The organism is Pseudoalteromonas sp. L21 (assembly GCF_021728035.1).
Classification (GTDB): domain Bacteria; phylum Pseudomonadota; class Gammaproteobacteria; order Enterobacterales; family Alteromonadaceae; genus Pseudoalteromonas; species Pseudoalteromonas arabiensis.
Genome location: NZ_JAKKCV010000004.1, coordinates 192,193 through 206,274 on the forward strand (window position 1 = coordinate 192,193; position 14,082 = coordinate 206,274).

General features: G+C 39.5%; 13 protein-coding genes. 10 read left to right on the plus strand and 3 right to left on the minus strand.

Annotated elements, in window-relative coordinates:
• Positions 1–72: 72 nt before the first annotated feature.
• The 3 genes from L3V41_RS12680 to L3V41_RS12690 all read right to left on the minus strand — a co-directional run bounded on the left by L3V41_RS12680 (position 73) and on the right by L3V41_RS12690 (position 3,549).
• Complete coding sequence (locus L3V41_RS12680) at positions 73–1,788, minus strand: AMP-binding protein (RefSeq protein WP_062569161.1); 1,716 nt, start codon at positions 1,786–1,788, stop codon at positions 73–75.
• Between the two features lie 236 nt (positions 1,789–2,024).
• Positions 2,025–2,471, minus strand: coding sequence for a DUF3010 family protein (locus L3V41_RS12685; RefSeq protein WP_062569160.1), 447 nt, complete (start codon positions 2,469–2,471; stop codon positions 2,025–2,027).
• 64 nt (positions 2,472–2,535) lie between these two features.
• On the minus strand, positions 2,536–3,549 hold the full coding sequence (locus L3V41_RS12690) for an endonuclease/exonuclease/phosphatase family protein (RefSeq protein WP_062569159.1): 1,014 nt from the start codon (positions 3,547–3,549) through the stop codon (positions 2,536–2,538).
• A gap of 259 nt (positions 3,550–3,808) precedes the next feature.
• Between L3V41_RS12690 and thrS the strand changes: the two genes are divergently transcribed.
• The 10 genes from thrS to L3V41_RS12740 all read left to right on the plus strand — a co-directional run bounded on the left by thrS (position 3,809) and on the right by L3V41_RS12740 (position 14,075).
• On the plus strand, positions 3,809–5,719 hold the full coding sequence (gene thrS, locus L3V41_RS12695) for a threonine--tRNA ligase (RefSeq protein WP_062569158.1): 1,911 nt from the start codon (positions 3,809–3,811) through the stop codon (positions 5,717–5,719).
• A 57-nt stretch (positions 5,720–5,776) separates the two neighbouring features.
• Complete coding sequence (gene infC, locus L3V41_RS12700) at positions 5,777–6,337, plus strand: translation initiation factor IF-3 (RefSeq protein WP_083515308.1); 561 nt, start codon at positions 5,777–5,779, stop codon at positions 6,335–6,337.
• A 211-nt stretch (positions 6,338–6,548) separates the two neighbouring features.
• Positions 6,549–6,749 (plus strand): 50S ribosomal protein L35, encoded by a 201-nt coding sequence (rpmI, locus tag L3V41_RS12705; protein ID WP_054554888.1) that lies wholly within the window; start codon positions 6,549–6,551, stop codon positions 6,747–6,749.
• A gap of 15 nt (positions 6,750–6,764) precedes the next feature.
• Positions 6,765–7,124 carry a 50S ribosomal protein L20 gene (rplT, locus tag L3V41_RS12710; RefSeq protein WP_062569157.1) on the plus strand — a complete coding sequence of 120 codons (360 nt, stop codon included), beginning with the start codon at positions 6,765–6,767 and terminating at the stop codon, positions 7,122–7,124.
• A gap of 199 nt (positions 7,125–7,323) precedes the next feature.
• A complete protein-coding gene (locus L3V41_RS12715; protein ID WP_193988852.1) occupies positions 7,324–9,120 on the plus strand; it encodes a M14 family metallopeptidase in 1,797 nt (598 codons plus the stop codon).
• 1 nt (position 9,121) lies between these two features.
• Positions 9,122–9,763 (plus strand): MBL fold metallo-hydrolase, encoded by a 642-nt coding sequence (locus tag L3V41_RS12720; protein WP_062569155.1) that lies wholly within the window; start codon positions 9,122–9,124, stop codon positions 9,761–9,763.
• A 97-nt stretch (positions 9,764–9,860) separates the two neighbouring features.
• Positions 9,861–10,319 carry an Lrp/AsnC family transcriptional regulator gene (locus L3V41_RS12725; RefSeq protein ID WP_036968198.1) on the plus strand — a complete coding sequence of 153 codons (459 nt, stop codon included), beginning with the start codon at positions 9,861–9,863 and terminating at the stop codon, positions 10,317–10,319.
• 148 nt (positions 10,320–10,467) lie between these two features.
• A complete protein-coding gene (locus tag L3V41_RS12730) occupies positions 10,468–12,024 on the plus strand; it encodes a SulP family inorganic anion transporter (RefSeq protein WP_062569154.1) in 1,557 nt (518 codons plus the stop codon).
• Positions 12,025–12,179: 155 nt separating this feature from the next.
• A complete protein-coding gene (locus L3V41_RS12735) occupies positions 12,180–13,250 on the plus strand; it encodes a histidine kinase (RefSeq protein ID WP_062569153.1) in 1,071 nt (356 codons plus the stop codon).
• Positions 13,251–14,075: a LytTR family DNA-binding domain-containing protein gene (locus L3V41_RS12740; RefSeq protein ID WP_062569152.1), complete on the plus strand. Its 825-nt coding sequence runs from the start codon at positions 13,251–13,253 to the stop codon at positions 14,073–14,075.
• Positions 14,076–14,082 lie beyond the last annotated feature (7 nt).

Genomic DNA, 14,082 nt, shown 5'->3' on the forward strand with positions numbered 1-14,082 from the left:
AGACTATTTTAGATAAATAAAAGTGCGTTTTTAGCTAAAGCTCGATAATGCAGAGCTTTAGCTATCTCTTAATTACGAGAATGTTTTTTCACTGAGCAACTCCTGCATTTGCTCACGCATTTTGAATTTTTGTAGTTTACCTGTGACTGTCATTGGGTATTCATCGACAAAGTGAATGTGCTTTGGTACTTTAAAATAGGCAAGCTTGTCTTTTAAAAATGTGCGAATGGCCTGTTCATCTAGTACTGCATCATCCTGTGGTTGTATCCACGCACACACTTCTTCGCCATATTTTTCATCGCTAATTCCAAAAATTGCGGCATCTTGGATACCTGGGTAGGTGTAAAGTACCTCCTCGATTTCTCGTGGATATATGTTCTCACCACCACGAATAATCATATCTTTAATGCGACCAACGATAGAAACAAACCCTTCTTCGTCCATTACCCCTAAATCTCCAGAGTGTAACCAGCCGTCCTTATCAATGGTGGCATCCGTTTTCTCTTTATCGTTCCAATAGCAGCGCATGATACCCGCACCGCGGCTACATACTTCGCCAGGGATACCAATCTGTTGAATATCACCCAGTTCATCAATAATTTTCACCTCGGTATGGGCTAGAGCGCGGCCGACAGTACTCACTTGCTTTTCAATTGGTGAGTCAGTTTCAGTCACATTGTTAATCGGGCTACATTCAGTTTGCCCATAACCAATCACGACTTCTGTCATATGCATTAGTGAATGAACTTTGCGCATAACTTGCTCAGGGCATGTCGAACCGGCCATGATGCCCGTTCGTAGGCTAGATAAATCATACTGAGCGAACTCTTTGTGTTCCAATTCTGCTATAAACATAGTCGGTACGCCATGAAGAGCGGTACAACGTTCTTTTTCTACCACTTCAAGGGTTGTTTTAGGATCAAATGAATCACTTGGGAAGACCGCTGTTGCACCTTTACTAATGCACACTAAATTACCTAACACCATACCAAAACAATGGTACAGAGGCACAGGAATACAGAGTTTATCCTGATATGTCAGTTTCATAGCCTCAGCCATCAAAAAGCCATTATTGAGAATGTTTTTATGCGATAAGGTCGCGCCTTTTGGGTTGCCTGTGGTACCTGATGTAAATTGAATATTGATATCTTGCTCGCAATTCAACGTAGCTGCAATCGCATCGAGTTCGAGTTTATGAGCATCTGTAGCGCGTTGCATTATATCATCAAAACTGAACATTCCTGGAGCTGGCTTATCACCAATACGGATGATGTTTTTTAAATGTGGAAGGGCGTTTAGGTTTAACTCACCTGCATGTGAGTTTTTTAACTCAGGGGCAAGTTCATTAAGCATGCTTATATAATTACTCGCTTTAAATTCACTCGCGGTAATAAGTGTTGAGCACTCAACGCTGTTAAGGGCATATTTTAATTCACTGGGGCGATATGCTGGGTTAATACATACCATAATGGCACCAATTTTTGCGGTAGCGAATTGCGTTAAACACCATTCAATATTATTAGGGGACCAGATACCAACACGGTCTCCTGGTTTAACGCCAAGCGAGAGTAGCCCCATAGCGAGTTGATTAATTCGATGTTGGTATTCTTTGTATGTCAGACGAATGTTTTGATGATTAACAACAATAGCAGGATGTTCTGGGTTATTGTCGACAATAGCGTCAAGATACTGACCTATTGTTTTATCAATTAAGGGAACGTCAGTAGCGCCTTGGAAATAGCTTTGTGTTAATGGAAGACTGTTACCATGTATATTGTTTGCTTGCATTGTGTTCTCCGTGTCCTATTGAATGTTGTCGTGGACTTGATGCGAAAATAGCTAAATCAATTTATTGAATATTCGCATAGCATTAGCTTACATGTTTAACTAAGCATAGATTGTCGACAAATGAAAGCGATATAAGACTAATGTACAGAGTGTAGCTCTAAGTTGGGAGGAAAGGATGGTCTTTTTACAGGCACAAAAAACGTGCATAAGCACGTTTTTCAAGTATTGATAAATGGTTAGGCTTCATCTCGCTTGTAGGTTTTACGCATCAAATAAACGTAGGCATTAATAAAGGCATTTTCTTGAAACTTTTTAAGACCTGTATCTTCAAACGCGATAGGTAGAGGGTTACGTTTTAACTGTTCTTTTATTGTCGTTGCGCTTAATACTTCTACGTCTAGTTCTTCAATCAGTTGGATAGCCGTTTCCATCTTAAAACCTTTTGCACTACCAGCAAACTTACCTTTCGGCTGACGTTCTTTAATTGCTACAGAATCAATTTGATAGTCTTGCATTAATTTTCTGAAATCAAATTGAAATTTACGCATCACTTCCGTGTCGTTGCCGTTCGCTAAGGTAAAGCGAGTTTGTCTTATATCACGGATATCAAACACATCGTTATCTTTCGTTAAAATACACAGCAGCACGTCGCTACCGGTAATTTCTACACCGCATGTTCTCATGGTCATTCTCTAAATAACTTAATTTTCGCAATTATAGCAAGTAACGACCTGAAAAACAGTTGCTTTAAAAATGAATTTTAATAGCAATCGCACTATGATCACTGACGCTTATGTCTTCAAGTGTTTCGGCAGGATTTAAATGTTCTTCAAAGCTCGAATAGGAGACTGAACTCACTTTTGACATTGCACATTCAGGATTAAAATGTGCAGAAACAAGGATATAATCAAGTACGCTGCCACGGCGATGGTAATAATGACTGAAGGGCTTAGTATAGCCTGCTTTATTTTCATCACTAAATAGATATGCATCTGTTAATCCGACCACAGGTTCATTTTGCTCGATGCATGGTTCACAGCGTGTCGGATGAAAACCTTGTGTCATAAATGATAATGTCGGGCTAGTAAGTACATCGTTAAAATCACCCATCACAATAGTTGCACACTGTTTTTCACGCTGTGTCTTTAAAGCATCGTAATAAACAATTGAGGCCTCAAGGGAACGTGATATTTGCGATTGCATAGTCCCCACAGTTTGATGTAGCAATTGAAGTAATGGATCTTCAAGGTTATGAATATTTAAAATATGCGCCATTGATTGCACGCGTTGTGATTTAAAGTGAACCACATAACAGCAGATATCCCCAAAGAAAGGGATTGAGATTAAGCATTTAATAGGGGTTCTATTGAACTTGAACTCATTTTGGTTATTCAGGTATTCAAGCAGTTCTGGGCAGGGTGTCAGTGGTTCACAGCTTTTTAAAGGGTACTTACTGGCTAAAGCGACAATGGGATTGAAAAGTACCTGTGGATATAGCGCATCGTGACTTGGCGTGTCAACTATTTCAAAGTAGTCGTAACCTGCTTCTTTACATTGTACTTCCAATGCTTGATAGCTAAACACTTCTTGAAAAGCGACTATATCGGCTTGGGTTTGGTTTAGAAACTGGGCGATAAATTGCTGCTTTTGGCGCCACTGGGTTTTATTATAATGTTCATGTTGCTGATAAAAAGAATAGGGTGGTGCTGTATAATTTAGCAAATTAAATGTTGCAAATTTAACTGTGTGAGGTTTTGACATCATATTTACCCAAAAAGTTATCTTCACTAAGTATGAAATGGGATAAGTAATTGTCAATTTAGTCTTCTAACTACTTGTATTTGAATTCAGTAGCGGCGACAATGGTCGTTCATGTTTGCGAAGACTCAGTGAATATGAGCCTAAATAGGCACTAAAATGGCAATGCTTATTCGTAAAAGCGTTGCAGAGTTTACAAATTAATTTTTTAAAAAATACATGTGATGCATTGTAGGCATCACCACTGTAGTAAGGATTTATAATGCCAGTTATTACCCTCCCTGACGGCAGTCAGCGTAGTTTTGAAAACCCAGTAAGTACCTATGATGTAGCAAGTGATATCGGTCCTGGCCTTGCCAAGGCAACTATTGCAGGCCGTGTGAATGGCTCGCGTGTTGATGCATGTGATTTAATTACCGATGACGCACGTTTAGAAATTATCACAGCAAAAGACGACGATGGTTTAGAGATCATCCGTCACTCATGTGCGCACCTTATTGGTCATGCAGTTAAGCAACTTTTCCCTGAAGCGAAAATGGCAATCGGTCCGACCATTGATAACGGTTTCTATTACGATATCGATATGGAGCATTCTTTAAGCCAAGACGATTTAGATGCAATTGAAAAGCGTATGCTTGAGCTTGCTAAAACAAACTACGATGTGGTTAAAAAGACCGTCAGCTGGCAAGAAGCGCGTGATACTTTTGAAGCACGCGGTGAAACATATAAAATGGAAATCTTAGACGAGAATATCGCAAAAGATGACCGTCCAGGCTTATACCATCACGAAGAATATGTTGACATGTGTCGTGGCCCACATGTACCAAATATGAAATTCTGCCAACATTTTAAAATAATGAAAGTGGCGGGTGCATATTGGCGCGGTGATTCTGAAAACAAAATGCTGCAACGTATTTACGGCACAGCATGGGCAGATAAAAAGCAACTTAAAGCGTATTTAAAACGTTTAGAAGAAGCTGAAAAACGTGACCACCGTCGCATTGGTAAAGCACTTGATTTATGGCATTGGCAAGAAGAAGCACCAGGCATGGTGTTTTGGCATAATGACGGCTGGAGCATTTACCGTGAACTAGAAGACTTTGTTCGTGAAAAACTACGTGAGTATGATTACGAAGAAGTGAAAGGCCCACTAATGATGGACCGTGGTTTATGGGAAAAATCAGGTCACTGGGATAAATATTCAGATGCCATGTTCACAACTGAATCAGAAAAGCGCGAATATGCAATTAAACCAATGAACTGCCCAGGTCACGTGCAAATCTTTAATCAAGGTTTAAAATCATACCGTGATCTTCCATTGCGTATGGCTGAGTTTGGGTGTTGTCACCGAAACGAACCATCAGGTGCATTGCACGGCTTAATGCGTGTACGTGGCTTTACTCAAGATGATGCGCATATCTTCTGTACAGAAGAGCAAATCATGGATGAAGTATCGTCATGTATCAAAATGGTTTACGATACATACGAAACGTTTGGCTTTGAAAAGATTGTTGTAAAACTATCTACTCGTCCAGAAAAGCGTATCGGCGAAGACGAAATGTGGGATAAAGCTGAGCTTGCACTGGCTGAAGCGCTGAAAGCAAATGACATTGAGTTTGATTACCTACCAGGTGAAGGTGCATTTTATGGTCCTAAAATTGAGTTTACACTCTATGACTGTTTAGATCGTGCATGGCAATGTGGTACTGTACAGCTAGATTTTGCATTACCGGGTCGTTTAGGTGCGACATACGTTGCAGAAAATAATGAACGTCGTACACCAGTGATGATTCATCGTGCTATATTAGGTTCAATCGAGCGTTTCATTGGTATTTTAACCGAAGAATACGCTGGCTTGTTTCCAACATGGCTTGCGCCTAAGCAAGTTGTGATTATGAATATCACCGATAAACAAGCTGATTATGTGCAAGAAATTGTACAAAAATTAAATAAACTTGGAATTAGAGCCGCTGCTGACTTGAGAAATGAGAAGATTGGCTTTAAAATCCGTGAACATACGTTAAAACGTATTCCATATTTACTTGTTGTTGGCGACAAAGAAGTTGAACAACAAGAAGTGGCAGTACGCACTCGCACAGGTGAAGACCTAGGCAAATTTAATGTTGATGATTTTGTAGCTAAAATTAGTGATGAAATAAAAAATCGACAGTAAATCATGAGCGTGTAGGGCATAACAAACAGCCAACTACACGCTTTTTATTTTATATTCTTGGAGGATCGTACCATTAGAGGCGGCAAGAAAGGGCAACAAACAGCTCAAAAAAATCGTATCAACGAAGATATTACAGCTAAAGAAGTTCGTTTAATTGACATTGACGGCGAGCAAGCTGGCATCGTGTCATTAAAAGAAGCGCAAGCTATGGCTGATGATGCGGGTGTAGATCTTGTAGAAATCAGTCCTAATGCAGAGCCACCTGTATGTAAGGTTATGGACTACGGTAAGTTCATCTTTGAAAAAAGCAAAGAACTAAAAGAACAAAAGAAAAAGCAAAAGCAGATCCAGGTTAAAGAAATCAAATTCCGTCCAGGTACGGATGAAGGTGATTACCAGGTTAAGCTTCGCAACTTGCGTAAGTTCTTAGAAGCGGGTGATAAAGCTAAAATTACTATTCGCTTCCGTGGCCGTGAAATGGCTCACCAAGAAATTGGTATTGAATTATTAAATCGTGTTAAAGCTGATTTGGAAGATGTTTCACAAGTTGAATCTTTCCCTAATCGTGTTGAAGGTCGTCAAATGGTAATGATGATGGCCCCTATTGCTAAAAAGTAATAAACAAGCGATAATACGCACCGAATTTATTTCAGGTCTCCAAGTAGCAGCATGCTGTTCACCTGAAATAACCGGTTTAAAGTAAAATTGCAGTTATATTGACTGGATTTTCACCGGATATTGGCGGTAAGTTTGGCCTTAAAAGTAGAGTTATTTATTTACCTCTCGCCTGCTTGCCTAATCGTAAAGCAATACATTTGGAGTTATTGCAATGGCTTATAAGCTAAAAACTCACAGAGGCGCTGCTAAGCGTTTCAAAAAGACTGCTTCTGGCGGTTTCAAGCGTAAACAAGCGCATCTTCGTCACATTCTGACTAAGAAAACTTCTAAGCGTAAATTACACTTACGTCCTAAGATGATGGTTCATAAGAATGACCATGGTCTAGTTTCACGTATGTTACCATTCGCTTAATAGGAGTCTTCAGAAATGGCAAGAGTTAAACGCGGTGTTATCGCACGTGCACGTCACAAAAAAGTTTTAAAGCAAGCTAAAGGTTACTACGGAGCACGTTCACGTGTTTACCGCGTAGCTTTCCAGGCAGTTACTAAAGCGGGTCAATACGCTTACCGTGACCGTCGTGCTAAGAAACGTACTTTCCGTCAACTTTGGATTGCACGTATCAATGCAGCAGCTCGTCAAAACGGTCTTTCATACAGCCGTTTTATCAATGGTCTTAAAAAGACTTCTGTAGAAATCGATCGTAAGATCCTTGCAGATATCGCAGTTTATGACCAAGTTGCATTTGCAGCACTTGTTGAAAAAGCAAAAGAAGGCCTAGCGGCTTAATTCGCTTTTCATAAAAGTTTTAAAAAGGAGCCTTGTGCTCCTTTTTTTGATCTCAAACTCAAAACATTTCTTTGCTAAATAATTATATACGCATGTCATTAGCTCCATTTTTTTGTTGAATCACCGCAGTTTACGCAATCAACTCAGATTAGTTGTTATAATTTCTTCTAATTAAATAAGTATCGCACCTGAGAGTAATATGTTTGCTGGCTTAATGTTTTTATCTGCTGCTGTGACCATGGACAGTCACTTACCACCCTTAAAACCTTGGCAAGGTGAAAGTGTGACGTTGATGCAAGAAAAAGGTCCATTAACTACAGATTTTGAATTAAGTGGCGGTATGCGTTCGCCAAACTATGAAGATACCATGGCGTTTGTTGATAGGCTTGTTGCAGCCAACCCAACACAGTTTAAGGTACAAACAATCGCAACAAGCAGTGCAGGGCGTAAGATAAAAATGTTAGTTGCGAATGAGCAAGGTTTGTTCGATGCAGCGCAGTTAACGTCTGATGCAAAACCAACAATTTTTATTCAAGCTGGTATTCATAGCGGTGAGATTGATGGCAAAGATGCCATGTTTATGCTGCTGCGTGACATTGCAACAGGCAAGCGCCGTGATATCTTGAGTAAAGTAAATATACTTTTCATTCCTATTTTAAATGTTGATGGACATGAAAGAAGTAGCCAATTTAATCGTATAAATCAGCGTGGCCCCGTTGAAATGGGTTTTAGAACCAATGGTTTAAATTTAAACCTTAATCGTGATTACACTAAGTTAGATACCCCAGAAGTGCGAGGTGTGTTGAAGGTTATTAATACGTTCAAACCCGATCTTTATGTGGATGTACATGTTACCGACGGCGCTGATTATCAATATGATGTGACGTATGGCTATAATCCGGTTTTTTCAAGTGAATCACCTAGTGTTTCAGAAGCACTCGACACAATGTTCAAGCCAGTTATCGACACTAAATTGGCTAAGATGGGTCATATTCCCGGTCCGTTAGTTTTTGTAATGGATAAACGTGATTTTAAAAAAGGATTGGCTGGATGGGTTGCAACACCACGCTATTCGAATGGGTGGGGCGATTTACGTTCTTTACCGAGCATCTTAGTTGAAAACCACTCTTTAAAACCTTATAAACAGCGTGTACTTGGCACTTACGTGTTTTTAGATGGTGCAATTGATGCGCTTGCTAAAAATAATCAAGCGTTACAAGCGGCGGTTAAAAAAGAACGTGAATTTAAACCTACGCAACTGGTAGTTGAGCGCAGCTATGCAACAGAACCTGATACACTGGTATTTAAAGGAATAAAATATACGCGTAGTAAAAGTGAGTTATCAGGGCAAGCGGAAGTAGCTTATCTTGGTGAAGAAGAAAGTTATGATGCATTGCCTATTTACTGGCAAAAAATCGTTAAAAAAACAGTTAATGTGCCTAGCGCCTTTTATATTCCGCCAGCTTATAGTGCAATTATTAGTAAATTAAAACTACATGGTGTTGAAGTATTGCGTGTTAAAGACACTGGGCCTAAATCTTTAACCCAGGCTACGGTGAAAGACTATACTTTTGCTAAAGTGCCTTTTGAAGGGCGTTTTCGAGTTGAAGCAAGCTTCGATTACAAGAACATCACTGATGTTGATGTAACTGGCTGGTATAAGGTATCAACAAATCAGCCATACTCAGAGCTAGCAACTCATTTGCTGCATCCTGAAGCACCCGATTCATTCTTTGCATGGGGCGAGTTCAATACTATTTTTCAGCGCACTGAGTATATGGAAAACTATGCTTTGATACCTTACGCAAAGCAAATGTTACAAGCGCAACCAGAGCTAGCGCTTGAGTTTGATAAAAAAGTTCGTGAAGATAAAGTCTTTGCTAAAGACCCAGAAGCACGCCTGAACTGGTTATACAAGCGCTCACCTTTTTATGATCAAGCTTATTTGCAGTACCCAATTTTAATGGCGTTTGAAAAACCTTCCATGGAGCAATGAAATGAACGTTATTACAATTCCAGTAACAGGCTTTGCACAAAATTGTCGTGTTGTTATTTGTAGTGAGACCAACAAAGCGGCATTAATTGATCCTGGCGGAGATGCCGATAAACTAAGTGCAACGCTTTGTGAATTAGGATGCGAACTTGAGTCTATTTTTTTGACTCATGGTCACCTTGACCATGTTGGTGCAGCGAAACAACTTGCTGAAAAATTTGCTGTAAAAATCATAGGCCCACACATTGGCGATAAGTTTTGGTTTGATTCATTGCCTATGCAAGCGCAAATGTTTGGTTTTACGCCCATAGCGCCATTTTATCCAGATGCATGGTTAGCTCATGGAGACACAATTCGTATCGGTAATACTTGTCTATCAGTGCGCCACTGCCCTGGTCACACCCCAGGACATGTTGTTTTTTACCATGATGTGTCTGAGCAAATATTTGTTGGTGATGTAATTTTTCAAGGTTCGGTAGGGCGTACTGACTTTCCTAAAGGCGACAGTGCGCAACTTATTGAATCTATTAAATCTGAAATATTGACTCTAGCAGATGAGGTTAGAATTCTCTCTGGGCATGGCCCAAATACAACGGTAGGTCATGAACGAAAAACGAACCCATTCATTAGCGGGCGTTATGGCTAGAATTGCATTTTTTTTGCATAAATAATTGAAAATGAGCAGACTGATTTTTAAATCAGTAGTATAATTTAACCAATAACTTTAAAGAAAAAGAAATAAAATGTCTCTAAACCAAGTAGATCGCCAAATTTTGGCATTGTTACAGCAAGATGCTAGCTTATCAACGGCAGAAATTGCCGATAAAGTTGGTTTATCTCAATCTCCATGTTGGCGTCGTATTGCGAAGCTTGAACAGGATGGCTATATCAAAGGTAAAGTTGCTTTGCTTGACGAGAAAAAGCTTGGCTTCGATATGTTGGTTTACGCCCATGTTCGCTTATCTAACCACGGTAGAACAAACTTGGCTGAATTTGAACGTTTGATCATGAGTTATGATGAAGTCACCGAATGCTACAGTATGGCAGGGACAATGGACTTTATGTTACGTATCATATCAAAAGGGATAGAGGGCTATGAGCAGTTTGTTCGTGATAACCTTTTGAACTTAGAATTCGTTCAAGAAGTACATTCGAATGTTACAATGACATGTGTTAAACGTAGTACATCATTACCACTCTAGTTCTTCCATTTACTACACTGAGTCTTTTTCAATGAGCGGCTAGCATTTTACAATGCTAGCCGTTTTGTTGTTAATAATTGTTAACGTAACAAGTTTTTGCTAGAATTCCGCGCCTTGCCAAAACGTATTCACAAGAAAGAGGATCTTAATGTTTAACTTACTCAGCAAAGCACCTAGCTCTGCTAAAAACGATATATTATCAGGCCTGACTGTAGCGTTAGCATTAGTACCAGAAGCAGTTGCATTTGCTTTCGTTGCTAACGTAGAACCATTAGTCGGTTTATATGCTGCATTTATTGTTGGCTTAATAACGGCTATTTTTGGGGGTCGTCCAGGTATGATTTCTGGTGCTACAGGCGCACTGGCTGTTGTGATGGTAAGTTTAGTATTAGATCATGGTGTAGAGTATTTATTTGCCACTGTACTATTAATGGGGATATTGCAGATCTTAGCGGGGGTGTTTAAGCTCGGTAAATTTATTCGCATGGTGCCACATCCTGTGATGTTGGGATTTGTAAACGGCTTGGCAATCGTTATTTTCTTAGCGCAGTTAGGGCAGTTTAAAGTACCAGATGGCATGGGCGGTCAGCAGTGGATGGAAGGACAAGCGCTTTATATCATGCTTGGTTTAGTTGCATTAACTATGGCTATTATTCACTTTTTGCCAAAGCTCACGACAGCAGTACCATCTTCGCTTGTTGCGATTGTGACCGTAACAGGTTTAGTTATTGGTCTAGATTTAGAAGCGCGTACGGTACTTGATTTTCTAAAGGGCATGACAGGTAACGAGCAAGCGACTATTGCAGGTGGCTTACCTGAATTTCATATTCCTATGGTGCCTTTCAATTTAGAAACGCTTAAAATTATTTTCCCTTACGCATTAGTTTTAGCGGCAATTGGCTTAATTGAGTCATTATTAACACTTACCTTAATTGATGAGATCACAGAAACTCGCGGACACAGTAATAAAGAGTGTATAGGTCAGGGCGCTGCCAATGTGACGTGTGGCTTCTTTGGTGCAATGGGTGGTTGTGCCATGATTGGTCAATCGATGATCAATATAAACTCGGGTGGTCGTTCACGTTTATCTGGCATTAGTGCAGCTTTATTACTTCTTGTTTTTATCGTGTTTGCAGCAAGTTTAATCGAGATGATCCCATTAGCAGCGCTAGTAGGTGTTATGTTTATGGTGGTTTTAGGCACATTTGAGTGGGCAAGTTTCAAAATGATGAAGCGAGTACCTAAGTCAGATGCGTTTGTGATTGTATTAGTGTCAGGTGTAACCGTTGCAACCGACTTGGCAATAGCGGTTTGTGTGGGGGTCATTGTATCTGCACTGGTATTTGCTTGGCAGCATGCGAAGCACATTTACACAAGTAATTATATAGACGAGCAAGGCTCAAAAGTATATGAACTACATGGCCCGTTGTTCTTTGGCTCAGTGAAAAACTTTGCTGAACTATTTGATGTTAAAAATGATCCTCAAGATGTGATCATTGAATTTAAGCACAGCCGTGTTGCTGATCACAGTGCAATTGAAGCCATAGATAGCCTAGCGGACAAATATAAAAAAGCAGGCAAGCAATTACACTTACGCCACTTAAGTCCTGATTGCATTCAACTCCTTCATAAGGCACGTGATATTGTTGAAGTAAATGTGATTGAAGATCCAAATTATAAAGTGGCTTCAGATAAATTAGCTTAAAAATAAAGTAATGATAAAGCGAAGGCTGTCGTAGTCTTCGCTTTTTTAATGCCTGAAGAATGCGGTAAGGCTATAAAAAATCAAGATAGGCGGCAGTGCTTTATTCTCGTGACTATCGGTATAATAAAAATAAGTATATAAGGTAACTCGTTATTTTGAATTGGCAATCTTTAGTTGATAATCGACAACGTTTTTTCTGGGTCCTGCAGATCGCTGGCTGGATTGGCTATGCATTAGTAAATTATATAGGCTCAAAAGTATTTGAAATGCGTGACATATACGTGTTTGTTATCGTTTTGAATGCTTATGCAGGATGCTTAATGACGATACCTTTACGCTATATGTATAGGAAAGTGTGGAACGCGTCACCTTGGGTATTAATGCTCGTTGTTTTTGGCGCGTCTTATCTGACGGGAACGCTTTGGGCAGTAGTACAAAAATTTAACTTATGGGAAATATACCGGCATGGTTATAGGCCAAATGAGTGGTTTTATTACCTTCAACAAGGTTTAGATTCTGTCTATATCATTTTGTGTTGGAGTGGTTTGTACTTTGGAATTAAGTATTACCAGCTTTTACAAAGTGAGCGACAAAAAGCATTAAAAGCAACAACAATGGCCCATGAAGCGCAACTAAAAATGCTTCGTTATCAGTTAAACCCGCATTTTTTATTTAATACGCTTAATGCTATTTCTACACTGATATTAGTTAAAGAGAACAAAGATGCAAATCTAATGGTCTCTAAATTAAGTGACTTTTTACGTTATACGTTAAACACAGATCCAATCAAAAAAGTCCCATTAGAGCAGGAGTTACATGCTTTAATGTTGTACTTAGAAATTGAAAGAGTGCGTTTTGATGAACGTTTGCAGGTAAATGTTGAAGTGAGTGAGCAAGCAAAAGAAGCACTAGTGCCAAGTTTAATACTGCAACCGATTATCGAAAATGCCATTAAGTATGCTATTGCACAACTAAATGAAGGTGGTGTGATTGATATAAAAGCACAAGTTTTCGCAAATGAACTATTATTGGAAGTAGGCGATAATGGTCCTGGTACCGAGCTGATAAATGGCCAACTGGTTAATTCTCAAGGCGTTGGCATAGCAAATACCAAAGACCGACTAAAAACACTTTATGAGAACAATTATTCGTTTGTACTCTCTGACAATACGCCAAGTGGATTAAAGGTAAATCTGCGTGTTCCGTTTGAAAAGGCTGTTAAATAAATGAGCAAAATTAGAACGCTGATTGTTGATGACGAACCATTAGCCAGAAAAGGCTTAGCTGTAAGACTTTCTGAGTTTGACGATTTGGAAGTTATTCGTTTATGTAGCAATGGACAAGAAGCAATTGATGAGTGTGTATCTGGCAACATTCAATTAGTATTTTTGGATATCCAAATGCCAAACATGAATGGGTTTGAAGTAGCGCGAGCATTGAGCGAGAGTGTTAATCCATTACCAGCTATTGTTTTTGTAACGGCATTTGACCAGTTTGCTGTTAAAGCATTCGAAATTCATGCGTTGGATTATATTCTTAAACCAGTCGATGACAACAGACTAAAACAGGCGGTAGAGAAAGTGCATACCTATTTAAAGACACAACAAGATAACGCCCATAAGAAGAAACTAGCGAGCTTTGTTGCGGGTATTACAGGTAACAACTGCGAAGAAATTTTAAAGAAATTAGCAACAGGAGATAGCCTAGCAGATAGGCGTTATCCAGAATCACTCGCTGTAAAAGAGCAGGGTGAAATTGTTCGTGTGCCTGTGGTTACAATTCAATGGGTTGATGCGGCAGGTGATTATATGTGTCTACATTGCCAAGACGGACAAACGCATATCTTACGAAAAACGATGAAAGAGCTAGAACAAGAGCTCGACCCGCAATTGTTTGTACGTGTTCATCGTAGTGCTATTGTAAATACTAAACAAATTAGCAAACTTGTTACCCAAGTTAGCGGTGAGTACTTATTAGTGCTTGATAACGGTCAAGAACTAAAAGTGAGCCGTAGTTACCGTGATAAAGTGAAAGCAGCACTGGCCAGCTAGTTAACAA

Coding starts and splice junctions, on each gene's coding strand:
- L3V41_RS12680 (WP_062569161.1), bottom strand. CDS start 1,788: ATGCAAGCAAACAATATACATGGTAACAGTCTTCCATTAACACAAAGC.
- L3V41_RS12685 (WP_062569160.1), bottom strand. CDS start 2,471: ATGAGAACATGCGGTGTAGAAATTACCGGTAGCGACGTGCTGCTGTGT.
- L3V41_RS12690 (WP_062569159.1), bottom strand. CDS start 3,549: ATGTCAAAACCTCACACAGTTAAATTTGCAACATTTAATTTGCTAAAT.
- thrS (WP_062569158.1), top strand. CDS start 3,809: ATGCCAGTTATTACCCTCCCTGACGGCAGTCAGCGTAGTTTTGAAAAC.
- rpmI (WP_054554888.1), top strand. CDS start 6,549: ATGGCTTATAAGCTAAAAACTCACAGAGGCGCTGCTAAGCGTTTCAAA.
- rplT (WP_062569157.1), top strand. CDS start 6,765: ATGGCAAGAGTTAAACGCGGTGTTATCGCACGTGCACGTCACAAAAAA.
- L3V41_RS12715 (WP_193988852.1), top strand. CDS start 7,324: ATGTTTGCTGGCTTAATGTTTTTATCTGCTGCTGTGACCATGGACAGT.
- L3V41_RS12720 (WP_062569155.1), top strand. CDS start 9,122: ATGAACGTTATTACAATTCCAGTAACAGGCTTTGCACAAAATTGTCGT.
- L3V41_RS12725 (WP_036968198.1), top strand. CDS start 9,861: ATGTCTCTAAACCAAGTAGATCGCCAAATTTTGGCATTGTTACAGCAA.
- L3V41_RS12730 (WP_062569154.1), top strand. CDS start 10,468: ATGTTTAACTTACTCAGCAAAGCACCTAGCTCTGCTAAAAACGATATA.
- L3V41_RS12740 (WP_062569152.1), top strand. CDS start 13,251: ATGAGCAAAATTAGAACGCTGATTGTTGATGACGAACCATTAGCCAGA.